Raw genomic sequence first — 26,007 nt, forward strand, 5'->3', positions numbered from 1 at the left:
TTAGCGAAAATATTTTTATTGAGATAAAAAACATGAATCTAAAACAGAGGTAAATTTATGGAACAGAATCAACCACCTGATAAGCATACGAAAGAATTAAGTTTATTGGGCTTAAGTATGATCGTTATCGGTTCAATGCTTGGCGGCGGCGTCTTCAATCTACCTAGCAGTATTTCACAATCCGCTGGCGTTGTTGCATCTTTGCTTGCATGGCTGATTACCGGTGTCGGTGTTTTCTTCATCGCTAAGGTTTTTCAGACCCTTTCAAAGGAAGAGCCTGAAATTATCGGCGGAATCTACTATTACGCCAAAGACGGATTTGGCGATTATATTGGCTTTAACTCCGCTTGGGGCTATTGGCTAAGCAATATTATCGGAAATGTTTCCTTTGTCATTTTATTTTTAGATGCGTTAAGCAAATTCATCCCCTCCATCGGCGGCTCTGGTGGACAAATCGGATTGCTTTTAGGAACCTTCATGATTTGGGGTGTAATCTTTTTAGTCGCTCGCGGAATTCGGACTGCCAGCATTTTGAATACGATCGCTACCAGTGCAAAAGTTATTCCGATTTTAATGGCGATTTTTCTTTTGTTCGTTCATTTTAAGTATCAAACCTTTTCAATCGATGTCTTTGCTAAAAATATGATGCTGAACGGTAAACAATTAGGCTCTGTCCCAACCCAAGTTCGACATGCGATGCTGCAAACTATGTGGGTTTTCGTTGGGATCGAAGGCGCGGTAGTATTATCTGGGCGAGCAAAACGTGCACGGGATGTCGGACGAGCAACCTTGATTGGGTATGCAACAACCTTAGCAATCTACGTATTAATCGTAATGCTAAGCTTTGGATCATTACCGCAGGAGCAATTGGCTAATCTTCCAAGTCCCTCTTTAAGCGGTGTCCTTCGAGCCTCTTCTGGTGCTTGGGCAGCTAGTATGATTGATATTGGTGTCATTATTTCCGTTTTAGGCGCATGGATTTCTTGGACAATTTTGGCTGCAGAGATTTCCTTTGATGCAGCACAGGACAAAATGTTCCCAGCTTTCCTTGGAAAAGCCAACAAACAAAATGCGCCAGTTAACGCCTTAGTATTAAATGGTGTTATCATGCAGATCGTCTTCATGATCTCTCGTTGGGCAATGGATGCCTTCCAGGCTGTGACAGACACAGCCACAACGATGGTACTCGTCCCTTACGTCTTATCTGCTGCTTTCTTATGGCAAATTGCCAAAGGAAAAAAACATAAAGGGCAGCAATTTCTAGCCATTGGCGGGATCATTTACGGAATTTATATGCTGTATTCCTCAGGAGCGCTAAACCTGCTTTACTGTATTGGCATTTACGCCTTAGGCATGGTCTTTTGGCTGTGGAACAGTCATACCTATCATCGACCAGTTTTTACCACCAAACGAGATAAGCTGCTTTTTGCAATCGTGACAGGGTTAGGTCTGATTAGTTTAATCGTTTTTCTGATTCAATTAGGATAAAAATAAACCGGTGATTTCGGATCACCGGTTTTTTTTTCTATATAAATTGTAAAATCATGGTTACTAATAGTCCCAACGCGTAACAGCTATTAAATACGATCAGATTTTCCACCGCCATCGGAAATGTTTTGTGCTTGATTTGTTCCTTAGTAAAAATTTGAGTTTGTGGTACTACTTTAAACAGACTGATAAATGTCAGCAGAATCGGCCATTGATAAATACCAATGATCAAACCAACAAGGATTGCTCCGTAGCAGCTGTACATCAAAATATTGAACAGCCTCACACTCCACTCTCGCCCAATATAAAAGGGCAATGTATACCGATGATTTTCGATATCCTGCGCTAGATCACTGATATTATTTGCCAGCATGATATTGGCGATTGTCAAGATTAGCGGTAATGCTGCCCAAATCACTGCCAGTACCGCCATAGTATTGCCAGTGATCGCAAAATGATTGAAATCCAGTTCCATGTAAAAAAGGCGTTGATCATAGGTATTTAGATAAATCGTAATAGCAAAAATTCCCAACCCTTCAGTAACTCCGCTAAAAATCTCACCTAAAGGCATGCGCGAAAGCGGGATCGGACCATACGTATAAAACACGCCGACAAAAAAACACGCTGCTCCCATTGGCAACAGCATCCAGCCAGTTTGAACGACTAAGATCAATCCAACAATTGCCGCGAAACCCACTAGTCCTATAATCAAACGCTGTATCTGTTTTTCCGACAAATTTTCTCGTCCAATCAGATTTTCTTCATATTTGTAAATCTCCGAATGAGCCTTTTTAAAATCCATATAATTATTGATTGCAGTGATTGCCAAGTCAAACGCAAACATCTCGAAAAAGAAAAAAAGGTTTTTCCCGGATGAAAGGAATGAAAATACGTGTTAGTAAATAAAACAGCAATCACAAAAGGAAAGATTCCGGCAAACTTTGTACGAATTTGCACAAGTTCAAAGAAATGTTCTTTGGTCATTTTTTGCTGCGTAGCTTTTACCTTCTTCGTACTATCCATAAATAATCCCTCGTTCATTATTTTTCAACAAGCAGACCCGCCTCATAATTATAGGGGCGGGACATCCGATTTATCAGATAAGCTGCCAAAACAATGTGACTAATAGTCCTAATGCATAGCTGCCATTAAAGGCGACTAAATTTTTAATCGACATTGCAAAGGTCTTGTGTTTAATTTGCTCTTTAGTAAACGCTTTGGTTTGTGGATAGACCTTTAGCAAACTCAAGAACGTTATCAGAATCGGCCATTGATAGATACCTGTGATTAGACCGATCACGATCGCCAGATAAGAACCATACATTAAGAGATTAAACAAGATCACCGCATTCTTTTTACCTAAATAAAAAGATAATGTATAGCGATGATTTTCAATATCCTGTTCCAGATCACAAAGATTGTTCGCCAACATAATGTTTGCGATTGTGGCTATTAATGGAATTGACGCCCAGACAACCGCCAACGCCGCCGTTGTACTCCCAGTAATCGCAAAATGTTGCAAATCCAGCTCCATGAAAAAAAGCTTCTTATCATACGTGTTCAAATAAACCGTGATAGCAAAGATTCCCAGCCCCATCGTCACACCGCTAAAGACTTCGCCCAGCGGCATGCGAGACAACGGGATCGGACCAAAGGTATAAAAGACTCCGATAAAACAGCAGGCACAGCCCATCACCAGCAACAGCCAGCCAGTTTGAATCGCTAATGTGATCCCAACAATGGCTGAAAACCCAATCAATCCAAAAATAATCATTACAACCGTTCGCTCCGAAAGTTGAGCTTTTCCGATAATATTTTCTTGATATTTATACTCTTCCGAATGGGCTTTGCGGAAATCCATATAGTTATTAATCGCCGTCGTCGCCATATCAAAAGCAATCATGCCAAAGAAGAAAAAGAGCGTCTTCCCCCAATGAAACGAATGGAAATACGTATTCGTAAACAGCACAGCAATTAAAAAAGGAAAGAAGCTTGCCAATTTCGTTCGAATTTCTACTAGATCAAAAAAAATCTTTCTTGTCATATTATTTCAGATCCTTATCATTGCCCATTTTATAGCCAGCCTCTTTATTTAATTCAAAAATATCCTTCAATCCAGCTGTGACATAAACCTTATCGTCTCGCGTAACAAAGATCGCTTCTGTATCCTTTAAGCCCTCTACATATTTCAGGCCTTCTTTGACCCCCATCGAAAAGACCGCAGTAGATAAGCCATCGCCATCGATTGATTTTTTCGAAACAATAGTTACACCGGCGATATCGTTGTCAAAAGGATAGCCAGTCTTTGGATTGAACAAATGATGATAAGTTTTCCCATCCGCCTCTAGATAGCGTTCATATATCCCAGATGTTACCAGTGACATATTACTTTCTGGCACACTTCCTAATACAACATTCCGTGCTTGATTCGGATCTTGAATTCCGACTGTCCAATCTTCTTTTTGATTTCCCCGCGGACTATGACCCATAACATAAACATTGCCTCCAAGATCAATAATCGCCGTCGTTACGTCGTTTTCTTTCAAAACCTTGACGACTTCATCGGTGATATAGCCTTTTGCAATTGCCCCTAAGTCTAATTTCATACCTTTTTCTTTCAAAAAGACAGTCTTATTCTCATCGTTGAATTCGACCTCATGATAATTAACCAGCTTCAAGGCTTGATCAATCTCATTTTGAGCCGGCTTACGCGCATCGGGGAAACCAATCCGCCACATCGATGTAATTGGACCAATCGCCATGTCGAATCCGCCTTTTGAATCTTGGCTATATTTATAAGCTTCCTTTAATAGAAAGAACATGTCATCTGTCACTTTGACTGGCTTTACCCCAGCCTCTTTATTGACTGCGTCAATCTCTGACCCCTCTTGATTAACCGTAATCTTATCTGCCAGCTCCTTCACTCGCTTGAAAGCCGGTTTCAGAGCAGCTTCCTTTCCATCATCATAAATACGCATTTGGACATATGTACCCATTAAAAATTGCTTATCTTCATATGGCTTTTCATTTATTTTTGGTTTGTTGCTGCCGCAAGCTGTCAGCAGAACCATCAATAACCCGAAAGTCATGATCACTATTCTTTTCTTCACTTCGCTACTTCCTTTGTATTCAAAATTTTGTCACCTTATCATAGCGTGTTTAAGACAAATTTTCTATGTTGATTTATTTAAAAACAGCTAAATTCCTGATTACTATCGATTATTTATGAATAACTGCGAAAAGTTGGACTGAAAGCTGCCTCATTTGAATGAAATCATTTTTCCAAACCCTTGAAAAATGAGTCGGATTTTCGGCACGCATACTATTTTGCTAAACAGTTCAACCGTTTTTTTACTATCCTCTGTTAACCTGACCTTGATTCACATAAACTGCCAAAAACAAAACTAGCAAGTCATCTCTTATCTTAGGAAATAAATTTTTGACAAAATTTATTTTTAAGTTCGCTGACATATCATCCAACTACACTGTACTATTACTTTAAAGAATAAAGATTTTTTCAATCTACTATTGATTTATAACTGCGAAAAGTTGGACTGAAAAAAAGAGCTGGGGAAACCCCAGCTCTTCTAAGATTCCCTAAAATAAAGGAATTATTATTTAGTGACGATGTTATCAACTTGAATTGCAGTTGTGTCGCCTTTTTCAGCTGCGTTTACTAATTGTGCAGCGTATGTTTGGAATGCGTGTGAAGAATGTGTCGCGCCTGTTACCACTTCAACATCTGCAGGAGCACCTTTTTCAACTAAACCTTTGTTTAATTGTTCGATATATTCTTTTGGACCAACACCGCTTTTAGCTTTCATATTCTTTTCGTAGTCCGCATCATCTTTTTTAGATTTGCCGTCTTTGTCTACCATATCAAAGTTAGATTCAGTAATTTTTCCGCCAGCTACAGTCATGCTGAAGATTGTACGGTAGCCATTTGAGTAATTCTTTTCTTCTAACTTGTAAGTGCCATCTTTCAGATCAGCGCCATTGTCGATTTCAATTGTTTTCGTATCGCCAGATTGAGCTGCTTGGACTAATTGTTGAGAATAGTTTTTGAAGTTTTCACTTGAATGAGTGGCACCTGTTACTACTTCAACTGCATCTGGATTTTGTGTTTGTTCTAAAGATTTGTTCAATTCTGGAATGTATTCCTTAGGACCTGTTTTTGTTTTTTCTTTCATGTTCTTTTCGTAATCCGCGTCATCTTTTTTAGATTTCCCGTCTTCATTTAGATAATCGTAGTTAGATTTCGTGATCTTTCCATCCTTAACGGTCATATCAAAAACAACACGGTAGCCGTTTGCATAATTTTTTTCTTCAAGCTTGTAGGTACCATCTTTTAAATCCCCACCTGCTACTTTTTCCGCTGGTTTAACTGCCTCAGAAGAGCTTGTTGAAGAACTAGCTGCTGTATCTTTATCATCATTTCCGCCACAAGCAGCTAACGCTAGTGTAGAAAAAGCTACCACTGCAAATCCAGATACGATTTTTTTCATTTTCATGATTAAACTCCACCTTTTTATTTTTTTGTGATTCTTTAAACAAAATCATTCTAAAACATCCCTACGTTTTTGTACATCAAATACTATATATAACTATTGTTTTTTAATCATATTATCAGAAAACCGTTAATATTACTTTAGAATAGTTCTCATAGACAAAAAAATGAACTATATGTATAATGTAGTCGATTGTTCAGGTATTATCAATTTATTATAATTGTGCAGTCATTATCATTTAGAAGGAGCGGATTATCAATGGCAAAACAGAAAATTGTTGTTGTGGGTGCAGGGTATGCAGGTGTTTCAGCAACGAAGTTCATGGCCAAAAAGCTAAAAAAAGATGATGTTGAGATCACCTTGATCGATCGTCACTCTTACCATACAATGATGACCGAATTACATGAAGTAGCTGGCGGACGCGTAGAACCAGACGCAGTCCAATACGATTTACAGCGGTTATTTGCTCGTCAGAAAAATGTTTCATTAGTTACAGATACTGTTATTGGTATCGATAAAGAGAAAAAAATCGTCAAAACCAAATTAGGCAAATACCCTTTTGATCAATTAATCATCGGTATGGGCGGCGAACCAAATGATTTTGGTACACCTGGTGTTAAAGAACACGGCTTTACCTTATGGTCAATGGAAGATGCAATTAAGATCAGAAAACACATTGAAGATACCGTAGCAAAAGCTGCCTTGGAGCCCGATGAAGCTACTCGCCGTGCTATGCTCACTTTTGTGGTTTGTGGTTCTGGTTTTACCGGAATCGAAATGATCGGCGAATTAATGGAATGGAAGACTGTTTTAGCTAAGGAACACAAATTACGCCCTGAAGAGTTTACTCTAATGGTTGTTGAAGCCCTTCCTACTATCCTAAATATGCTAGACCGTAAAGACGCGGAAAAAGCAGAGCGTTTCATGATGAAAAAAGGTATTCAACTGAAGAAAGGTGCTCCAATTACTGAGGTAACTGCTGATTACATCGTCCTAAAAGATGGTTCGCAAATTCCAACAAACACTTTGATTTGGACTGCTGGTGTCAAAGGAACCTCCGATGCGGCGGATTTCGGTTTGGAAGCTGCCCGCGGTCAACGCTTGTACGCCAATGAATACATGCAGGCAAAGGGTTATGAGGACAAAGATATCTATATCATCGGTGACTTGGTTCATTACGAAGAAAACAACGATGGCAAGCCAACCCCGCAAATAGTTCAAGCTGCTGAACAAACTGGACATACAGCAGCTGCTAATATTGTAGCGAAAATCAAGAACACACCGAAACACGAATTTAAGAGTAATTATCAAGGATTTATGGTTTCAATTGGATCTAAATGGGGCGTTGCTAATTTGATGGATAAAATCCATCTATCAGGCTTCTTAGCGATCGTGGTTAAACATTTAGTCAATCTGCTGTACTTCTTTACGATTCGTTCAGGCTACTACATGTTCCAATACATGATGCACGAATTTTTCCACATCAAGAACGACCGCAACGTAACTCGCGGACATTCTTCTCGTTACGGAAACGTATTGTGGAGTGTTCCATTACGGGTCTTCTATGGCTCTATGTGGCTAATCGAAGCCTCAAAAAAAGTTGTCGGCGACGGCAGCTATTTGAATCCAAGCTCTTGGTTTGGAAGCGGCTCATGGTTTACTGACAATGTTGTCTTCCCCTTCCCTTGGTTGCAAGAGCAAGTAACAACGGGCGCATCCGCAGCTGGATCACACGCAGCTGAAGCAACGACCGCAGCAACTGGAGCGGCTGGCGGCGCGACTGACGCGGCTGCTACTGCTGCGACACATTTTGGTTTCAGTTATGCTTTTGGTGAAAATCCAATGCCGGTTTTTGAAAAAATGCCTCACTGGTTTTCAAATATCATGGAATTCATGATGCCAAATAGAGACGTCGCATTATTTATGCAAAAATTTATGACTTTTGTTGAGATTGGTATTGCATTAGCCTTAATCTTCGGACTATTCACTTGGTTAGCAAGTGCTGCAACGATTGGTTTAACCGTAGTTTTCTGTCTATCTGGTATGTTCTTCTGGGTAAACATTTGGTTTATCTTCGTAGCGTTTGCTTTGATGAACGGATCTGGTCGAGCGCTTGGTCTTGATCGCTGGGTGATTCCTTGGATTCAACGAACTGTCGGAAAATGGTGGTATGGAACACCAAGATCAATCTACGGAAAAAAATAAGTCAAATTTATTTGACGAATAGTGAAGGAAAGTTCTAAAGGGCTTGATTTTCTCTTTAGAACTTTCTTTATGTTATGATAAGAAAAAGAACCAAACATTAGTATGAAATGCTCAAGTGAGGATAAATGAGGTGTATAATTTGAAGCTGAAGGATTTTGCAAAAAATAGTTTGCTGCGGCCTTGGGATGGCATCATCGTTCTCATTCTAGTCGTGCTCTCTTTTGCTCCCGTTGTGGTCTTTAGTCTCAATCGCACTGCCAGTCCAATGCAAGAGGCGGTTCTTTCTGTTGATGGACAAGAAATCAAGACCTTTGATCTTTCAGATAAGTCACAGAGCTACACTTATCGCTACGAAGATAAGGATGGCGACTATAATTTGATTGAAATCAAAGAAGGTCGAATTCGGATTAAAGAGGCGAACTGCGGTGACCAAATCTGTGTACGTCGCGGCTGGATCGACCAATCAGGTGAAACGATTGTTTGTTTGCCTCACAAATTATTAATTGAAATCAAATCCTCAGACGGAGGGGAACCCGGCAGTGTCATCTATTAGCTGCTTTTACTATGAATAAAACACAAAAATTAATTTACATAGCACTCCTAGTAGCCCAGGGTGTCATCTTGGGGTTGATTGAAAATATGTTTCCTTCCCCCTTCGCCTTCGCACCTGGGGCAAAACTAGGACTCGCCAATTTAATCACCATCGTTGCGATTTTTACGATGCCCAAAAGAGACAGTTTTCGTTTGATTTGGATGCGTCTGATTCTAACAACCCTTTTAGGCGGAACCATCTCAACCTTTTTATATAGCATGAGCGGATCATTGTTGAGCTACTTCGGTATGCTTCTAGTGAAGAGTCTTGGACCTAAACGTGTTAGCATCATCGGAATCAGCGCTGCCGGCGGTTTTCTCCATAACGTTGGCCAGCTCTTCGTCGCCAGCTGGATCGCGCAATCTTGGACCGTTATGCTTTATTTGCCAGTTATGTCCCTACTTGGCATTCTTGCCGGTATCGTCATTGGTATCGCCGGTAATTATTTGTTAGTTCACGTACGTGCATTGCAAAAATTCCAATTAGATTATGAATCGAAAAAAAATCTGAAAAAGGATTAGAAGGATAGCCAAAATGAAACTTCATCCCATGTGGCAAGATTATCCTGATCTTGCTAAGCAGTTAACCACGACCCTCCAATTAATGGAGGATGTGGTGAAATTAAAAAATAAAAAAGTCGAATCGGCTGTGTTGGATATGATCCATGCTGGTGGCAAGCTTTTGCGCCCTGCTTACCAGCTGCTGTTTGCTCAATTTGGTCCAGAACAAGATGAAAAGAAAGCCACCTCTTTAGCGGCTTCCATCGAAATGCTCCATACGGCCACCCTGATTCATGACGATATCGTGGATGAATCTGAATTACGCCGCGGATTACCGACGATTCGTTCCACCTTTGGTAACGATACCGCCGTTTACGCTGGAGATTATTTATTTATCTGCTGTTTTAAATTATTATCCGACTACTCAACCTCACTAAAGAGTCTGCAGCTGAACTCTCGCAGTATGGAAAAAATTCTCGATGGCGAGTTAGGACAAATGGATGATCGCTACAAACTTGATCAAACTGTTGAAGAGTATTTGGAGAATATTTCAGGAAAAACAGCAGAGCTTTTTGCCTTAAGCTGTTCAGTTGGTGCCTTTGAAAGCGGCAATAGTGAACGCTTTGCTAAAAAGGCTGGCATGATTGGTCATAACATCGGAATCGCCTTTCAAATTATGGACGATTTATTGGACTATCAAGCAGACGCTGCCACATTAGGTAAACCCGTCCTAGAAGATGTACGTCAAGGCGTTTATTCCCTGCCGTTGATTTATGCGCTCAATCAAGATAACAGTCAATTACGTCCTTACTTAGAAAAACAAAAGCAGATGACTGTTGAAGATACCTTGCAGGTACAGCGTTTGGTTCAAGAATTAGGTGGCGTAGACTACGCACAGCAGCTGGCAACCGAGTATACTGAACAAGCACTAAAGGATATCCGAAAACTACCAGACAACTATTTCAACACAAAAGAAAAATTAGAACGTCTGACCAGCCAAATTTTATCACGGAAAAGCTAGTAAAAATCCGGGCTCTAAGTCAAATCGTGTTGTTTTCATTAAATCACTGAAAGGAAATGCTTCGGCGTTTCCTTTTTTCTTTTTGTTCAAATAATGTCGCAAAGATTCTGTTGAATCAGAATTCGCATACGAAGGTGGCGAAAGGTTCTAAAACCGAATGCCACTCTCTTGATCACTTTAATCAAGTTATTCTTCCCTTCAAGTTTTCCGTTCGAATAGGGGTATTTTAACGCATTGATAATCGCTTGTTTGTGTTTATTTAAGTAAAGAATCGCTTTTTTAAATGCTGGATCAAGCATCGGAGGTAAGTGATCAATGCGTTCGTAAAAGTCTTTATAATCTTTAGCATCAAAGGCATCCAACAAATTTTGATACACATCATAGCTTGTCCGTAAGTGCTCGTCAATCAATAATAAATAGTCCAATACTTCCGATTCCGTCAGGTATTTCCGTTGGAAAAGCGGGTATTGTTTGAGCGAAGAATAATTGATTTTTCTATTTTTCTTCAGAATGGTTCGCCAATATTTCTTAAGCTTGCGATACTTTTTCATGGCTTGCGGGTCGCTCTTTTTCAAGTGATTCATGGTTTTTATCCGTTGTTTGTTAAACGCACGATTGAGTTGTTGGATTACATGGAACCGATCAATAGAGATCCGAGCATTTGGGAAAACGACCTTTGTCACAGAATCATAGCCCGCATTCATATCCATCACGACATGAGAAACGTTTTTCCGTGCGTGATAAGTAAAGCGCATGAAATAGGCGATCAGCTTGAAGCTTCTTCGATCCTCTAAAATATCAAAGATTTTCCCCGTATCCGCGTCACTGAGAATAAAACACATGGCGCCCTGACAGTCCTTAGTTCCTTTGAATTCATCAATCAAGAGATGTTTGGGTAAGTAATTGGGCTTCAGTCGTGGTTCTTCAAAAAAAGAATCCAAGACCCGCTCGACCGTTTTAGCGGAAACCAAGTAACGTTGAGCGATATCTTTCATCGAAATTTTCTTCTTTAAATCAACAGCGATCGCAAACTTGAGCGCTTGGGAGAGATAACAGTTTTCTGCGACATAATAGGTTTTAGCTGAAAAGGTATGGTGACACTGTTTACAATAAAACCGTTGTTTATAGAGATGAAGATAGGTAGACACCTCTTGATAAGGGAGTAATTGAATCCAGCTATCTTTGTAGCCATGATGGATGACGGAGTCGTATCCGCAACACTCACACCGAGGAGACGGATAGCTCAGTCGACCAGTAAAGACGGTGGCCATTCTGTTATGGACTTTTTCTTTTGAGACGGCGTCTTTAGGAAAAGTAATATTGGAATCATGAATATTTAGGATTTGTTTGATAGTTTTGTCTAGGCAATTATCTTTATATTTGATATTCTTAATACTGGACATTTGGTTCGCCTCCTATGATTGGGTTCAGCGATTTAATTATAGGACAACCAAATGTCTTTTTGTATAAAAAAATACTTGGTGTTCTCACTCAGAAAGAGTAACAACACTAAATATTATAGAACCAAAATCCGACCAACATGTATTGTTCGTCGGATTTTTTACTATTTATTTTTCGACTAAACCAAAACTCATACCGATAATTAAGACAATCAGCACAATGATCGTAATGAAAACATACAAATAATCCTTTTCCTTCGCAAATGCAAAGATTGATACCACTACTCGTAAGACGGGTGTTAAAATCAAGCAAAAAAGCCCCAACATAACAAACGCTTCTCCGTTTAATTGAACCAATTCATGCATAATCAGTGTCAAACTATTCAGTGGCACTTGACCGGTAGCTGGTTGAAAGAATAATAAAATCATGCCAATCAGAATAATCGTAGCAGAAACAATTACTCCAATTCTCAGAATATAACCGATAGAACGTTCGATTTTCAACATTTCCTCTTTGTTTTCCATTACAGAATCACCCCGAATCCTCGCAGAACCATTTGAAGTCCCATAAACAATAGAATTGGGATAAAAATCATTCGAATCACAATTGGTTTAAGTCGTGTCATAATCCTAGAGCCTACCGTTGCTCCAACTAACACACCCAAGGCTAACGGCGCCGCAATTTGTGGCAAGATGGCCCCACTGAAAAAATAAACCATCGCAGAAGCCGCCGCTGTCACACCCATCATCAAATTACTGGTGGCACTTGATGGCTTTAAGGGCATTTTCATGATGGTATCCATTGCCGTTACCTTAAAAACACCGCTTCCGATACCCAATAATCCTGAAGCAATTCCAGCTCCAAACATCATAGCAAAGCCTCCTGGCACCTTCTCTACTTGATAATTAATTTGTTTATCCAGCACCTTATCATAGTATGAACCATTCAGCTTTAACTTTTCAGCCAGCGAATCGCCTGCCGTTTTATTGATCGTTTTATCTGTTTTACCGCGTAATTTTTGAATCATATTCAATACGGAAAACAATAAAAAGCCACCAAACAAAATAAATAGAAACCCCGTCGGAACCACTCCCGAAAGCAAGGCGCCAACAATGGCTCCGATCGTTGTCGCAATCTCTAAAAACATCGCGACTCGTAAATTCAGCATGTCATCCTTCAGATAAGCGATCGTTGCACCAGAACTTGTTGCAATCACACAGACAATGCTAGCAGCGATCGCATACTGAATGTCCAAGCCCATCACTAACGTCAAAAAAGGCGTTAAAATAATTCCTCCGCCGATTCCCAAGATTGACCCTAATATTCCTGCCAACATTCCAACTACAAGTAATAAACCTATTTGACTAAGCATAATTTCCCGCCTTCCTGTTGCTATTATAGCGCAAATTATTTTTTAATTAGAAAATTTAGATCAATAAATTTAAAATTCAAATAGATGAAATCACTAAAATGAATCATTGTTTACTTTCTTCTAAAGCTAATTGCTTATGCAAGAGCTTCTTTACCCGATCCGATTCTTCTTGTGGAATCTTTTGATAAGAAATACCCTCTTCACCTGTGAATCCATCACCGATAAAGCCTTCTCCTTGTATCTGCTGACTATCAATCTCCGTCAGACAAGAATGATAACCAGTCAAAATAGTCTGCATTTGATGAAAGGTTAGATCCGTCTTTCCGTTTTCTCCAATTCCATCTAAAATTTTCTGATAACTAAAAATACTTTTCGCCGAAAGCAGCTTATTGATCAATAATTCCATCACTTCGCGTTGCCTTCCTTGACGACCATAATCTCCGGTTGGGTCTTCGTATCGCATCCGTGAATACTGCAAGGCTTCCCAACCGTTCAAATGTTGTTTTCCTTTGGGATAGTCAATTCCCTCAGCTGAAAAAGCAAAATCATTATCTACAGTAACACCTCCGACTGCGTCTACTAATGTCTGCAGACCATCCATATTTACCGAGACATAATGATGAATCGGAATGTCCAAAAATTTTTCTACTGTATCCATTATCATTTCTGGTCCTCCAATCGAATGCGCATGATTGATTTTGTCCTCATAGTCCGCTCCCACAATTTCAACAAAGGAATCTCGCGGAATACTTATAAGCGTTGCTTTATTCAGTTGATTGTTCAGAGTAGCTACCATGATTGTGTTCGCTCGAAAATCTGTCTTTCTCTTCGCATCGTTGGCAATTCCTAAAATTAAAATACTCATCGGCTCGGAAGCTGCTGGTGACTTTTGCTTTTTCTCTCGTTCAATCGGAGAATACATTGAATCCGCCATTTTTTGTGAACCCTGGTAAACTTTTAAAGCAAAAACACTTACACCCGCAGCAAGTACAACTAACATTGCCAAGATGCTTAACAGCACCTTTTGCCATGGTAAAAATTTAGATTTGTGATCCACTGAACTATTTTGTCGTAAATAGGGGTAAAAAAGACTGGCTGTGCCAAAAGTAATTCCTCCACCAAGAAAGAGTCCAGCAATAATATCGCTAAAGAAATGTACGCCTAAATAAATTCTGCCGCCTGTAATAGTTATCAGTAAAAAGATTAATAACGATTTTATTATTAACGGCGGCTTCTTTTCTATAAAAAAATAATTCAGTAATACGGAACACACGAACGTCATGACCAAAAGCGAATGCCCACTAGGAAAACTATACGAAGAGCGTGAGATATATTGTATCTGATCAGGCCGCGATCGTTGGATGAGCTGTTTCAGCAAGTATCCTATTCCACTTATAAGGATCAGATTTCCAAGACACCAAATAGTCAACGCTTTAAAATTGCTTCGCAGTAAAAAAATACTAATGAGGCTAAAAACTACAAGCATTGGACCAATCGTAGCGAATTTAGCAATCACACCCACAAAAGTTGTTACTGCCAAAATATCAGGCAATCGATATTGAATGAATAGCTGATCTAAATGAGTCAGCCATTGCGCATTCAGTACAACTGCCATGGTAAAAAGAAATACTATGAGCAACGCACTCACGCTACTTAGCAAAAAGGTTTTTCGCATATTCATGTTTGTCTCTCCATTCAATTTTTCTTAAACCCCATCATGATCCCAAAACCTATACCTAGAACAATTAAGGATGTTCCCCCTTGACTCAAAATCGGCAATGGGATACCCGTTAACGGCAGTATGCCGATTGCCGCTCCGATATTTTCAAAAATTTGGAACAGTAAACTAAAAACAAAAGCGGCGGCAATATATAAGTTCGCTTTATTATTCGTATTGATTGCTGCGTAAAGGATTTGATAAAACAAATAGAAATAGAGAAAAATAACCAAGGTTCCTCCAATAAAGCCGAAGCTCTCTCCAACGACTGTAAAAATCATATCCGATTCCCGAACAGGAACATAAACTGACGCTTGTCCTTCCCCTCGTCCAAATAATCCGCCAGAGCCAATCGCATAAAGACTCTGTACTTGTTGATACGCGATGGAATCGCGATATTGAAAGGGATCGACCCACGCTCGAACCCGGTCTAATTGATACGTCTTAAAATGCAGCCAATAAAGCAGTTTATTTCCCCACTCGCTAAATACTAAAATCAGTAACGTACTTCCTAAAGCTGCAGCTGCGCCAGTGATCGTAACAAGAATTTTCCAGTGAACACCAGAAATAACAAATAACGCCCCTAAGATCGCAATAAAGACCAAACTTGTGCCAAAATCTCGCTGCATAAACATCAGTAAAAACGTCGGTAAACTATATAGTAAGATTTTCCCTATATAGCCAAGATCATTTCTCAAGCTTCGTTGCGGCTGGTTCATTTCGTCGATCAATGTTAGTCGAACCATAAAAAGAATAAAACTAAGCTTCATTAATTCTGAAGGCTGAAAAGAAAATCCACCGATTCGCAGCCACCGTTTCGTATTTGTCACCGCAAACATAGCCGGGTCATGAAACCAATATAAAAGAGCCATCAAGCCCAATGAAAGAACATAAAAAAGCGGGGCATATTTCAATAAATGAGACGTTGTAATGCGACTCACTATCCCCATTGCCGCTAATGAAAGCAAGCAAAAAAGAATCTGTTTCATCATTACACTTTTCACATCGATACCATCCAGCTCAGCTGCCAATGATTGAATACCGATACTAATTAGATAAAACAAGAAAAGCGGTAAAAATAGAGAATAATTAAATTCGTTGCTCAAACGTTTCATCATGTGTTTGGACCTCCGAAGATAATTTTAAGCAGATACCAAGAGCTGCAGAAAGAATCAAATAGCTAGTTCCGCCATAACTAATAAAAGGCAGAGGCACACCCGTCATGGGTATCAAGCCTAAAATACTTGCGATATTGATGCTTGTTTGGAACAATAACAAACTTCCCACACCGAAATAAATCAAACTAACTTGCTGGTTGCCTTCCTTCGATGCCAATACAAATAGACGAAGCGCAATCAAAAAAAGCAACGCCAATACGAATAACCCAACAATCACGCCTAACTCTTCAACCAAAATCGAATACACAAAATCCGTTTCGGCAACTGGAAGATAGCCCTTTTTGGTGATACTATTTCCTAGACCTCGACCAAAGAAGCCGCCATTATAAAGAGCATAATAGGAATTGCTCATTTGAAATCCTTTTCCATAAGGATCTAAAAATGGATCTCTGACTAATCGAATACGATCATAAGTATGAGCGAACAATTCAGGCAATAGATGATGACTACCCAGAAAAAGAATCATGCCGCCTGTCAAAACAATCCCCATAAAAATCGTTAGAAAGAGAATCACCGACAACTGATATGGTAATTGCGCAGTAGTTATGATTATTAATGCGATCCCCCAAATAATAATTGCACCCGTTACCTTTGGCTGGAGCAAAATCAATAATCCACTAAGTAAGACAAGGCCACAAGGAACCAACATTTCATGTCGTGTCCGTTTCACTCGGAAAAAGTAAGCTAAATAAAGAATTAATGCAACATTTGTCACTTCCGATGGCTGGAATTGGATTCCTAATATAGACACCCATCTCTGTGCACCATTAATGCTGACGCCCGCTATTTTTGCCAGCAGCAGACTAACCAACCCGATCACTAGCAATCCTTTTGCTAGTATTCCCTTTGTCAAAACATTGCTTTTCACATGAAAAATGAACGCAATAAGTAACCAACTCAGCCCAATAAAAATCGCTTGCTTGCTAAATAATGTTAACGGGTTTTCTCCTTCAGCCATCAGGCGATAGGAGCTCGCACTGAAGACAATTAAAAGACCGATTAGACTAACTCCCAAATAAGGTAGCAACAATAGCCAATCGATCTTTCTTTTTTTTATCATGTATAGCTCTCCCTTCATCAAGTAATTGTTTGAGACGAGAGAGTCCACAGTAAATAACCTAAAAAAAACACCAAACGTTAGCAAAAAAACTAACAAGTCTGGTGTCTCACACAATCAATCTCATCGTCTGAGTTTTAGCACTAAACAACGTAAAGAATTCCTTCTTAGCTATTTTATGAAAAGCCTTAATCCGACAATTCCTGTTTTACACATTGGCGTCTTTCGACGTTTCTGCGCAATAGCTTATATTTGTTTAGGAGCCTCACCTAACAAGTTTACTTATATTTACTTTCACAAAGAATACTACTTTTTTTATACGTAAATAGCAAAAAAAATCGTCATACCTTACGTCATCTTTAAAATCGCTTATGAAATCCTTTACTAAAAATTTACTAGGAAAAATATTCTTTTTATGATATTCAAATCGAAAAAAAGTATCCTAGCTAAAATTAACTAGGATACTTCTTTTAAATACTCTTTTTCAACCATTCCTGATAAACCTGCAACTGCTTTGTCGTATGGAAGAAATGCTCTCCTTCGTTAAAAACAGTTAATGAACTATTGGGTGTTTCAGAGAACTTTTCAATCGTTGCTCTTGAGGTCAGATTATCTTTGCTGCCATAAAGAATTTTTGTTGGAGCTGTCCAATTAATCGGATGCTCAACAACATACTTATAGTAGTCCCATTCCAGTGTCTTGATCGGCGTTTCGATAATCTTTTCCCGTTGCAGATCGGCTTTGGTTAATCCCGACCAAAGCAGCATATTTTCGATCAATTCCTGCATATCAACGATTGGTGATAGGAAGAGACTGTGTTCGATCGGTTTATTTTGACACGCTAACATACCAAAATAGGCCCCTATACTGCAGCCAAATAACGAAAATGTTTTTGTTTGCTCTTCCAGTTCATGCAAAATTTTATTCACATCGGCTACAACATTTTGCGGGTTTAACGCATAGTCAACTCCCTTTCGGTCGCCGTGTTCTGGCAGATCAAAGCTCCAAACTTGATATCCATTTTGTGTGGCAATCTCAGCCAACAATTGAATGACGGTATCTTCCTTATGAGATTGATCGCCGTGAAATGCTAAGATTATCTCATCGCTTGGTTCTCCCCAACAAATAACAGGAATCTTTTTGATATTCTTTTTTTCTCTTTTCATTTAAGCCTCCTCAATTTGTAAACCTAATCCAGCCGCAATGGTCATAGCTTGATAAGAATTCACTTTCAATCCTTTTAGATGCTCCATCGAAAAAGCTATCTTGCTAAATTGATTCGTAGTAAGATCCAATCCAGATAGTTTTGTCCGCATCCAGTTGCTATTATCCAATTCGTTATTGGACAAGAATAAATGCTTCCAAGTTACTTCAAAGAATTCGCTGTCCGTCATTTGACAATTTTCAAAGGCGACATTTTTTAAATTCGTCGCACTATATGAGCCGAAGTTAATCACACAATCCTTGAACTGACAATCCCTTAAATAACTCTCTGCGAAATTACAACCAGTCAATTTACAGCTTTCAAAAATAACCTGATGAAAGCTGCCACCGATCCATTCCAGATTTGAGAAATCACAATTCTTAAAAATTACATTACTCGCTTCAAATCGATATAATTTAGTCCGCTGCATCGTGATTTTCTCTAAAATCGAACGACGTAACACTAAATTTTCACAGGTTAAATAACTATAATCAAAATCCGTGCCATGGACATCCTCAATGGTTGCTTCATCTTCCAAGTAAAAATCCTCAGAGAAATTTTTCGGTAAAATCGGTGGTGCAGGATAATTCTTTTTCATTGCCTTGCTCCTTGTTCAATTTAAAGTATTAATTTTTTATCAAAAATTAATTTCAGTTTCTCGCCGTATATCATTCTGCTAAACCGCTCATTTGTGATCATCCTCAGAAGCACGTTTTTCTCTTGCATTCTTAGACACTGCAAAAAGCAGAACTGACATCCTTGTTCATTTTAAAGTAATGGAATTACACCATAGATCATTCTTCTAATGCTAAAAATTTACAGCTACATCTGTCCTCATTCAGGACTGCTTACAGTTTCCCACATTCATACAAAAATCTCTACCCTCAATCGCCCTTTTTCTTTTATTAGAAGCAAATAAGAGCTTTTTGTTTTGAAGAATGATAAAATTTAGCAATGAGGTGAATCTATTGAATAAAATAATCAAGGAATGGCTTCCTGTAGTCATTATCATAGCATTGATATTTTTAGCCAGGATGTTTGTTTTCTCTCCGGTAAAGGTTGAAGGACATTCGATGGACCCAACGCTTCACGACAAGCAGCGTCTAGTCACATCAAAAATATCTAATCTAGATCGACAGGATATCATCACTACGAAGGAACCAGACAATCAAAATATGTATGTAGTAAAGCGAATCATCGGCTTACCTGGAGATCATGTGCAGATGAAAAACAATGTACTTACAATCAACGGCAAAGAATACGCCGAACCGTATCTTGATGAATTTAAGGAAAAGTTCAAAAAGGACAAGCTTAATGAGGAATATTCCTATAATACTGCGTTTCAGGAACAAGCAGCTAATGCTGAGAGTTTTACCAACGATTTTGAAGTAACTGTTCCAAAGAATCAGTATTTCGTTTTAGGAGACAATCGCTTGATTTCTAAAGACAGCCGAATTTTCGGCTTCGTTGACAAATCCTTGATCCAAGGAAAAGTGGTTGTACGTTTCTGGCCGTTAAACGAAATCAAATTATTCTAACTATTTTCTAAGAAAACCTCAGGAGAAAACCGCTCCTGAGGACTTTTTGTTTAGATAAATCATTTTATTGTCGATCACTGATTCTAAATTCGTATCCAAGTACGTTCTTATAGTATTCTGGATACATCTCTCCACCACATTTTTCGCAATCAAATTGCGGAGCGTTCTCAGGATCAAATGCAACATCTCCTGCATCCAAAAATTGAACTACTTCCTTTGGAATTTTTTCCTTTATCCCACATTCAAGACAAATGTAATGAACCACTCCATTGGAATCGAAGTTTTTTAAAAGCTGTTTCTTTTTCTTTTTCATACTTACGTTTCGATGCTTCTTCCCCAATTTTTTTATTCTCCTCTCGCATGAATCGTTCCGATTCTTTATTCTTCGCATATTTCACTAAAAGTCGTCCATTTTTAGACACACTAACTCCACTAAATTCATAATATTCGCCACATCTAGTACATTCCAATGGATTTACTCCGAATTCTTCGGCTATTCGTTCACACCATGATTTTGGTTTAAGTGCTTTCTTCACATTCACAAGCATTCGTTGAATCTCTTTCTGGTAATTACTTAATACTTTTTTCATGATTGTCTTGATCCGCCGACTATAAATGCCGTATCTACGAATTGTTTTGAACTGGTTCTCTGGAATATGACGAATCAGTGCACCAATAAATTCCTCTGCCGACATCGTCTTTATCTTATCCGTGTTAGTTCGTTTATCATGATACTGAAACATCACTATTTTCCCATCGTACAAAAGGATACGATTTAAAGCAATGGGACCACGTTTCATATAACGACTGATATATTCTAATATCTTTTTGAGAGAAGTTCGGCTCCTTTTGGGTGCATGTACGTAAAAACCCTCTGCATTTTTCGTGTACGCCGCTTGTAAAAGCGGCTGGACTCGTGCCTTATCCCATTGGGATAAGGTTCTTCGAATGAGCTTTAGGACCGCATTCTGCCAATATTTCCTCAACATTGCGAACGGAAAATAGTCATAGTCCTTCCATTTTCCATCCTTCGTCAGTCCACCCATGGTGACGACTAAATGAACATGCGGATTGTATTCTAGCTGAGAACCGAAGGTGTGGAGTGTTGCCACAACCCCAGCTTGTATATGATGCTTTCTAAAAAAATCTAATAGTATCCGTGCAGCTTCATCCATTAATCCTTTTAAAAGCTCCTTACGATACTTCTCCTTAAGAAAAATCTCACGTAAACCTTCATCGATCGTGAAGATGACGTGTCGATGCGTCACTGTAAACAGATCATTCGCCGCAACCTCTGCCCACCGTTGACTTTCCCCAGTTGCACAAGTTGGACAAAATTTCCCTTTACAACGAAAAGCCACTTTCTTTACATCATGGCATCCTTCACAGACAAATAGACGATAACCTTTTTTAAGGTCACCACAATCGCGAAACTTCTTCACTTCTCTTTTCACAACGGATCGAATCCTTCTCGTGTACCTTTGATTGAATTTCTCCCAGTTTTGATATTCATCAAAGAAAATGGCGTGTAAAATATTGGGTTTCATATCTCCAGTTTAATAGGAAAAAGACCAGATGAAAAGCGGTCAAAAGATTGATGTATCAATCCTTTGACCGCTTAAAATGTTATACTTCCTTTAATGTCGAAAAAGCCATGACGATTTCTCGTCATGGCTTTACTTCTTACTTTGTAATCTTCTGATTAAGAATTTTTTTCGGACCTAAAATCTCAACATGATGAATTTGCTCAATCGTCAAATGAATTGCGCCTCGTTCCTCTTCATTTAAATAAATTTGTTCTTCTCTTTGTCCAATAAGCCTACCTACCAAATCATCTAAATAGTTTCCTTCATCATCTAGAGCCTCCAGCTGGATAGCAATTCGTTTATTTTGCAAATATGCCTGCTGCAAAACTTCCCCGATTTCTTCTAAAGACATTGGTTCTTTTTCACTATTGATGTGGTTCCGTTCTTTCGACTCTTTATTCAGTACGGCGGTATGATCAGAAAGATAAAAACCGATCCATTTTATCATTCCGCGATCCTGATAAACCTGCTTTGCCTCCATAAATAACCTTTCGGCACTTTCATCATCATAAATCATCCCTAATCCATTCCTTCCATTCCACCGGCATGACCGCCAACCAAACCGGCTCGTTTGATTGCTGTAGCTCCTTCATTTAACGAATGTGCCCGCACAATCGAGCTGAATTTATAACGACTGCGTATTTGAGCGATAACTTCATCAATTTTTTCTTCTTTGATCGTTTGCTGCGGATCTTCGAACAAATTTAACTGTAGATTCCCTGCTGGTCGCAAAGAGGAAACTGTGATAGAAATATTACGGACTTCAGAATGATCCCAGTATTTTTCAAACAACGCAAAAGCTACTTTTGTTAGTTCGCGCGCTTGATAGGTCGGTGGAATTTTTAATTGATGATGAAACCCTCCGCGTTTTCCGCTGCCAAAATACGCATAGGCAATTCCTAGATGCAGTGTACCGCCTAATACATCGTTCTTTCGTAATCGTTGTGCGACCTGTTCGCAGATTTCAGCGATAACAGTTAGAATATCACCTTTATGAGCATAATTTTTTGGTAAAACCTGTGAGTTGCCAATCGATTTTTCCTTAGTAGGATACAAATCCTTTTGCGAGAGAACAGAACGATCAATCCCCCAAGCATGCATATAATGCTGCATCCCCATCACACCAAAATGATTTTTCAAGACAAAGGGGTCGGTATGAGCCAAATCACCCATGGTATACATACCCATCATTTGGTAGCGACGCTCCATCCGATTGCCGATTCCGCAAAATTCGCTTAAGCGAAGCGGCCAAATTTTCTCAGGCACATCTTGATAATGCCATTGAGCAAACCGCTCTTTAGTAAGCTTGGCCTCATTATCCATCGCGATTTTCGCTAATAAAGGATTGTCTCCCATCCCTAACGAAGTATAAATACCAACTTTTTTAATAATTTCGTTTTGAATCATTTTTCCAACTTCCGCCGAACTTTTACCAAATAATTTCCAGCTATGGGTCAAATCCCCAAATTGTTCATCAATGCTGTAGGTATGAATGTCTTCTTCTGCCATATACGAACGAAAAATCTCTTGGATACGCATGTGATATTGAATATAGAGTGTCATCCGCGGCGGTACAATGTGAAGTTTGGGATGATTAGGAATTTCAAATCCCCGACTAACATTACTGATGCCTAAAACTTTTTTCGCCATCGGGCTTGCTGCTAAAACCAACCCCTCATTCTCGCGATCCCCACTCATTACAACTAGCAGATCATTCAACGGATCTAAGTCATGCTCAATACACTCCACACTGGCATAAAAACTTTTCGAGTCCATACAGAAAACATCTCTGACAGGCTCCCCTTCGTACACATTCATCAAAACCACCTCCTCAAAAAAGCAAACATACGTTCGCTTTAAGTTTAAATTTATTCTGAATTTTTGTCAATCGTTAACCTATGAAGATTTAATAAGAAATTTTCCAAAGGATTTTGACTGATAAAACAGATAAAAAAGACGTTCTAAGCATCTTAATCATGCCTAAAACGTCTTTCAACGTATAAATCTTATACTACTTTTTTACAAAAATGACCTCCAAAACACTGTAGAAAATGCCAGCCATCACAAAAATCATCCAGCTCATACCCCATGCCCCGCTCAAAAACGACCAGCCTAAGTAGATCATCACAACAATTGGCCAATAGACTCTCTCAAGCAAATGCTTCGTACGTGCTGAGTCACCATATTTTGCCTGCATCGCATTGGGGCCTAATTCATCTTCATCAGCGATAAAGTATTTTTCCTTAATAAATTTATCAAAGCTATTGTAATTGATACTGCCGTAAATAATTAGAAACACCCCAATTGCCAAAAAGAAGAACATCACGGGAATTCCGTATTCCGCGTAGGTAAACATTTGGAAAAAGAAAATCGGCGAGATACTTAATACACACAGACAAATCCCAAATACTAAGCTGACTTGAAAGCTTTTTTGATACCCCTTTTTCAACTTTTGAGCCTCTTTATTCGTGTCAATCGGGATATAACGATCATTTAATTCTGAATTATTTTTTGAAAACTGCATCCCATTATAAATAATAATCCCAACACTGATAGCGATCATAACAAAAAACAATAAAAATCCCATCATCTCAGAACCACGGATGCCCAATCCAATCAATGCTCCAACCGCAAGCAGGCAACCACTGATCCCTAAGCTTAAACCCATTGCATCTTTCTTACGTTCGGTCAAATACTGATACATCTCGTCTTCGTTGATTCCATTTTCCGGTTCTTTTTCACGAGAAGCAAATTCTAATTCTTCACGTAATTCATCAACGGAGCCAAACTCACTGATTACCTGACCAATCGCTTCGTGCTCGCTCTTTCCTTCATCTATTAACGCTAAATAGTGATCTTCCATTATTGTTAAAATCTCTTGTTTTGCTCGCAAGACTTCTTTTGTTTTTGGAAATTCAAGAAATAATGTCTCTACATAATTTTTGATCGTATCCATTTTTTACCCTTCTTTCATAAATCGGTTCACAACTTTTTTGGTTTGCTTCCATTCATCCCGCTTTTCTTCCAAAAAAGCCAGTCCTTTATCTGTAATCTGATAATACGTTCGTTTTTTACCATGGGTAATTTCTCCAGGATAAGAATGGATATAGCCATTTTTCTCCAAACGATTGAACGCCGAATACAGTGTCGTCTCCTTGATGACATAGATTTCTTCGCTTACATCTCTAATTTTCTGGGAAACAGCATACCCGTAGGAATCGCCATCCTTAAGTACGGACAAAATGATGACATCATTGTATCCGCGAATCCCATCGCTAGAAATCATTTTGCCACCTCCTGAAATTACTTCATCTGTCGTTGTAATCATTGTACGCTAATTACTACGACAGGTAAAGTAAAATATTTTTGAATTTCCGAAAAATATTTTCAAAATAGTAAAATTAATCAATGAAAGCGTTAAACTATCACTATTCTTCCAGCAATGATCTAAAAAGCATTTTTTTCAATCTAGTGATATGATCTTACTGACTATATAAATTTTAAGAAAAAAAGGAATTGAAACTTATGCAAAAAATCGCAATCATTGGCGGCGGCATCATTGGGATGACACTGGCAAATTATTTAGATCCAAAAAAATATCAAGTAACGCTTTTTGATGATCCTACTGGACAAGCAACAAAAGCCAGTGCAGGGATTATCTCTCCTTGGCTGTCCAAACGCCGAAATAAGCAGTGGTATCGATTAGCCAAAGATGGTGCGGCTTTCTTTCCAAAATTGATCCAAGATTTCCAGCTAGATCATACAATCTATCAGCAATCTGGAACATTGCTTTTACGTCCCGAAAAGCAAATAGCAGAGCTACGAGCATTGGCAGAAGAACGAAAAAAAAGCGCACCAGAAATCGGTACGATCAAGCAGCTGACTGGCGAACAGACACAGCAAGAATTACCCTTACTAAAGCCCTTGCCAGCTCTTAAAATTAGCGGTGGCGGTCGCTTAGATGGAAAGGCCTATTTGATTCGAATGCGTAAATTAGCGCAAGAAAGCGGCGTTAAGTTTATTTCTCAACGTGTTCAGTTAGCAAATATACAGTCCCTCACCTATGGCGATAACCAAGCAGCTTTTGATCAAATTATTTTAACTGTCGGCCCTCATTTAAAAGGATTATTAGCTCCTTTAAACTACCAAGTCGATTTACGTCCACAAAAGGGGCAGCTCTTAGTATTTGAAACGACTTTTAACTCTAGCGGAAATTTCCCGGTAGCCATGTTAGATGGCGAAGCAGATTTGATCCCCTTCTTAAATGGAAAAATTTTACTGGGCGCAACACATGAAAATGAAGCGGCTTGGGATTTGTCAGAAACACCAGAAGCTTTTGAACAACTCACAAATAGTGCACGGGATTTCCTCATGGAACCCGAGAAATTATTAACTATACCCTTTCATTATCGAGTTGGGACACGCGCATATACGTCTGATTATGCCCCCTTTTTTGGTCAATTGGATGATCATTTATTGCTTGCTAGCGGGCTTGGCTCCTCTGGGTTGACGACTGGTCCGTATATTGGCTATTTATTGGCTCACTATTTGAATACAGGTGAAGCGAACTGGCAAGTTTACCAAAAAGAATTGTCAACTTATATTCAGCGCAAAGAAACGCCGGAATCAGACTAAGATTC

24 protein-coding genes, 1 pseudogene and 1 riboswitch are annotated in these 26,007 nt (G+C 39.1%); of the genes and pseudogenes, 7 read left to right on the top strand and 18 right to left on the bottom strand.

Features of this window, described 5'->3' with window-relative positions:
• Positions 1 to 57: 57 nt before the first annotated feature.
• Entirely contained in the window at positions 58 to 1,488 is a 1,431-nt protein-coding gene (locus AUF14_RS20855; RefSeq protein WP_016178268.1) for a basic amino acid/polyamine antiporter, read from the top strand.
• 37 nt (positions 1,489 to 1,525) lie between these two features.
• Here the strand turns inward: AUF14_RS20855 and menA (AUF14_RS20860) are convergent.
• From menA (AUF14_RS20860) to pplA, 4 genes and pseudogenes are all read right to left on the bottom strand, one after another.
• Positions 1,526 to 2,511 (bottom strand): annotated as a pseudogene (gene menA, locus AUF14_RS20860) (1,4-dihydroxy-2-naphthoate polyprenyltransferase).
• Between the two features lie 73 nt (positions 2,512 to 2,584).
• A complete protein-coding gene (menA, locus tag AUF14_RS20865; RefSeq protein ID WP_070503375.1) occupies positions 2,585 to 3,532 on the bottom strand; it encodes a 1,4-dihydroxy-2-naphthoate polyprenyltransferase in 948 nt (315 codons plus the stop codon).
• Between the two features lies 1 nt (position 3,533).
• Positions 3,534 to 4,559 (bottom strand): FAD:protein FMN transferase, encoded by a 1,026-nt coding sequence (locus AUF14_RS20870; RefSeq protein WP_369906299.1) that lies wholly within the window; start codon positions 4,557 to 4,559, stop codon positions 3,534 to 3,536.
• Positions 4,560 to 5,102: 543 nt separating this feature from the next.
• Positions 5,103 to 5,999, bottom strand: coding sequence for an extracellular electron transfer flavoprotein PplA (gene pplA, locus AUF14_RS20875; protein WP_070503380.1), 897 nt, complete (start codon positions 5,997 to 5,999; stop codon positions 5,103 to 5,105).
• A 255-nt stretch (positions 6,000 to 6,254) separates the two neighbouring features.
• Here pplA and AUF14_RS20880 point away from each other — a divergent pair, with 255 nt between their 5' ends.
• From AUF14_RS20880 to AUF14_RS20895, 4 genes are all read left to right on the top strand, one after another.
• Entirely contained in the window at positions 6,255 to 8,201 is a 1,947-nt protein-coding gene (locus AUF14_RS20880; RefSeq protein WP_070503384.1) for an FAD-dependent oxidoreductase, read from the top strand.
• A gap of 139 nt (positions 8,202 to 8,340) precedes the next feature.
• Positions 8,341 to 8,754: a NusG domain II-containing protein gene (locus AUF14_RS20885; RefSeq protein ID WP_034875886.1), complete on the top strand. Its 414-nt coding sequence runs from the start codon at positions 8,341 to 8,343 to the stop codon at positions 8,752 to 8,754.
• Positions 8,755 to 8,765: 11 nt separating this feature from the next.
• The gene (locus tag AUF14_RS20890) at positions 8,766 to 9,314 is read left to right on the top strand and encodes a Gx transporter family protein (protein WP_016178261.1); all 549 of its coding nucleotides are present in this window, start codon (positions 8,766 to 8,768) and stop codon (positions 9,312 to 9,314) included.
• A 13-nt stretch (positions 9,315 to 9,327) separates the two neighbouring features.
• Positions 9,328 to 10,314, top strand: coding sequence for a polyprenyl synthetase family protein (locus AUF14_RS20895; protein ID WP_048721799.1), 987 nt, complete (start codon positions 9,328 to 9,330; stop codon positions 10,312 to 10,314).
• 86 nt (positions 10,315 to 10,400) lie between these two features.
• Here AUF14_RS20895 and AUF14_RS20900 read toward each other — a convergent pair whose 3' ends face one another.
• The 8 genes from AUF14_RS20900 to AUF14_RS20935 form a co-directional block, all read right to left on the bottom strand.
• Positions 10,401 to 11,717, bottom strand: coding sequence for an ISL3 family transposase (locus tag AUF14_RS20900; protein ID WP_102866634.1), 1,317 nt, complete (start codon positions 11,715 to 11,717; stop codon positions 10,401 to 10,403).
• A gap of 165 nt (positions 11,718 to 11,882) precedes the next feature.
• Positions 11,883 to 12,239 carry a DUF1634 domain-containing protein gene (locus AUF14_RS20905; RefSeq protein ID WP_070504973.1) on the bottom strand — a complete coding sequence of 119 codons (357 nt, stop codon included), beginning with the start codon at positions 12,237 to 12,239 and terminating at the stop codon, positions 11,883 to 11,885.
• Positions 12,239 to 13,087, bottom strand: a complete 849-nt coding sequence (locus AUF14_RS20910) for a sulfite exporter TauE/SafE family protein (protein ID WP_102866635.1) — start codon at positions 13,085 to 13,087, stop codon at positions 12,239 to 12,241. The genes AUF14_RS20905 and AUF14_RS20910 overlap by 1 nt, the downstream gene beginning before the upstream one ends.
• A gap of 103 nt (positions 13,088 to 13,190) precedes the next feature.
• On the bottom strand, positions 13,191 to 14,768 hold the full coding sequence (locus AUF14_RS20915; RefSeq protein ID WP_070504974.1) for a phosphatase PAP2/LCP family protein: 1,578 nt from the start codon (positions 14,766 to 14,768) through the stop codon (positions 13,191 to 13,193).
• A gap of 14 nt (positions 14,769 to 14,782) precedes the next feature.
• On the bottom strand, positions 14,783 to 15,922 hold the full coding sequence (locus AUF14_RS20920; protein ID WP_083291852.1) for an FtsW/RodA/SpoVE family cell cycle protein: 1,140 nt from the start codon (positions 15,920 to 15,922) through the stop codon (positions 14,783 to 14,785).
• Positions 15,894 to 17,042, bottom strand: coding sequence for an FtsW/RodA/SpoVE family cell cycle protein (locus AUF14_RS20925; protein ID WP_070504975.1), 1,149 nt, complete (start codon positions 17,040 to 17,042; stop codon positions 15,894 to 15,896). Before AUF14_RS20925 ends, AUF14_RS20920 begins: the two co-directional genes overlap by 29 nt.
• 112 nt (positions 17,043 to 17,154) lie before the next feature.
• A riboswitch (M-box (ykoK) riboswitch) is annotated at positions 17,155 to 17,323 on the bottom strand.
• 186 nt (positions 17,324 to 17,509) lie between these two features.
• Positions 17,510 to 18,205 carry an alpha/beta hydrolase gene (locus tag AUF14_RS20930; RefSeq protein ID WP_070504976.1) on the bottom strand — a complete coding sequence of 232 codons (696 nt, stop codon included), beginning with the start codon at positions 18,203 to 18,205 and terminating at the stop codon, positions 17,510 to 17,512.
• The gene (locus AUF14_RS20935) at positions 18,206 to 18,841 is read right to left on the bottom strand and encodes a pentapeptide repeat-containing protein (RefSeq protein ID WP_070504977.1); all 636 of its coding nucleotides are present in this window, start codon (positions 18,839 to 18,841) and stop codon (positions 18,206 to 18,208) included.
• Positions 18,842 to 19,211: 370 nt separating this feature from the next.
• Between AUF14_RS20935 and lepB the strand changes: the two genes are divergently transcribed.
• Positions 19,212 to 19,781 carry a signal peptidase I gene (gene lepB / locus AUF14_RS20940; RefSeq protein ID WP_070504978.1) on the top strand — a complete coding sequence of 190 codons (570 nt, stop codon included), beginning with the start codon at positions 19,212 to 19,214 and terminating at the stop codon, positions 19,779 to 19,781.
• A gap of 64 nt (positions 19,782 to 19,845) precedes the next feature.
• Here the strand turns inward: lepB and AUF14_RS20945 are convergent, their stop codons facing one another.
• The 6 genes from AUF14_RS20945 to AUF14_RS20970 all read right to left on the bottom strand — a co-directional run bounded on the left by AUF14_RS20945 (position 19,846) and on the right by AUF14_RS20970 (position 24,653).
• Positions 19,846 to 20,046, bottom strand: coding sequence for a hypothetical protein (locus AUF14_RS20945; RefSeq protein WP_040005624.1), 201 nt, complete (start codon positions 20,044 to 20,046; stop codon positions 19,846 to 19,848).
• Complete coding sequence (locus tag AUF14_RS20950; RefSeq protein ID WP_102866636.1) at positions 20,024 to 21,328, bottom strand: IS91 family transposase; 1,305 nt, start codon at positions 21,326 to 21,328, stop codon at positions 20,024 to 20,026. The genes AUF14_RS20945 and AUF14_RS20950 overlap by 23 nt, the downstream gene beginning before the upstream one ends.
• Positions 21,329 to 21,464: 136 nt before the next feature.
• On the bottom strand, positions 21,465 to 21,884 hold the full coding sequence (locus tag AUF14_RS20955; RefSeq protein WP_070503255.1) for a hypothetical protein: 420 nt from the start codon (positions 21,882 to 21,884) through the stop codon (positions 21,465 to 21,467).
• Between the two features lie 2 nt (positions 21,885 to 21,886).
• Positions 21,887 to 23,185, bottom strand: a complete 1,299-nt coding sequence (locus AUF14_RS20960; protein WP_070503253.1) for a Y-family DNA polymerase — start codon at positions 23,183 to 23,185, stop codon at positions 21,887 to 21,889.
• A gap of 193 nt (positions 23,186 to 23,378) precedes the next feature.
• The gene (locus AUF14_RS20965; protein ID WP_070503251.1) at positions 23,379 to 24,323 is read right to left on the bottom strand and encodes a permease prefix domain 1-containing protein; all 945 of its coding nucleotides are present in this window, start codon (positions 24,321 to 24,323) and stop codon (positions 23,379 to 23,381) included.
• Between the two features lie 3 nt (positions 24,324 to 24,326).
• Complete coding sequence (locus AUF14_RS20970) at positions 24,327 to 24,653, bottom strand: PadR family transcriptional regulator (protein WP_070503248.1); 327 nt, start codon at positions 24,651 to 24,653, stop codon at positions 24,327 to 24,329.
• 239 nt (positions 24,654 to 24,892) lie between these two features.
• On the opposite strand from AUF14_RS20970, the gene AUF14_RS20975 reads away from it, so the two are divergent.
• Positions 24,893 to 26,002 (top strand): NAD(P)/FAD-dependent oxidoreductase, encoded by a 1,110-nt coding sequence (locus AUF14_RS20975; protein ID WP_070503247.1) that lies wholly within the window; start codon positions 24,893 to 24,895, stop codon positions 26,000 to 26,002.
• Positions 26,003 to 26,007: the final 5 nt, after the last annotated feature.

Origin of the sequence: Enterococcus avium (genome assembly GCF_002891025.1) — a bacterium.
Lineage (GTDB): Bacteria > Bacillota > Bacilli > Lactobacillales > Enterococcaceae > Enterococcus_A > Enterococcus_A avium.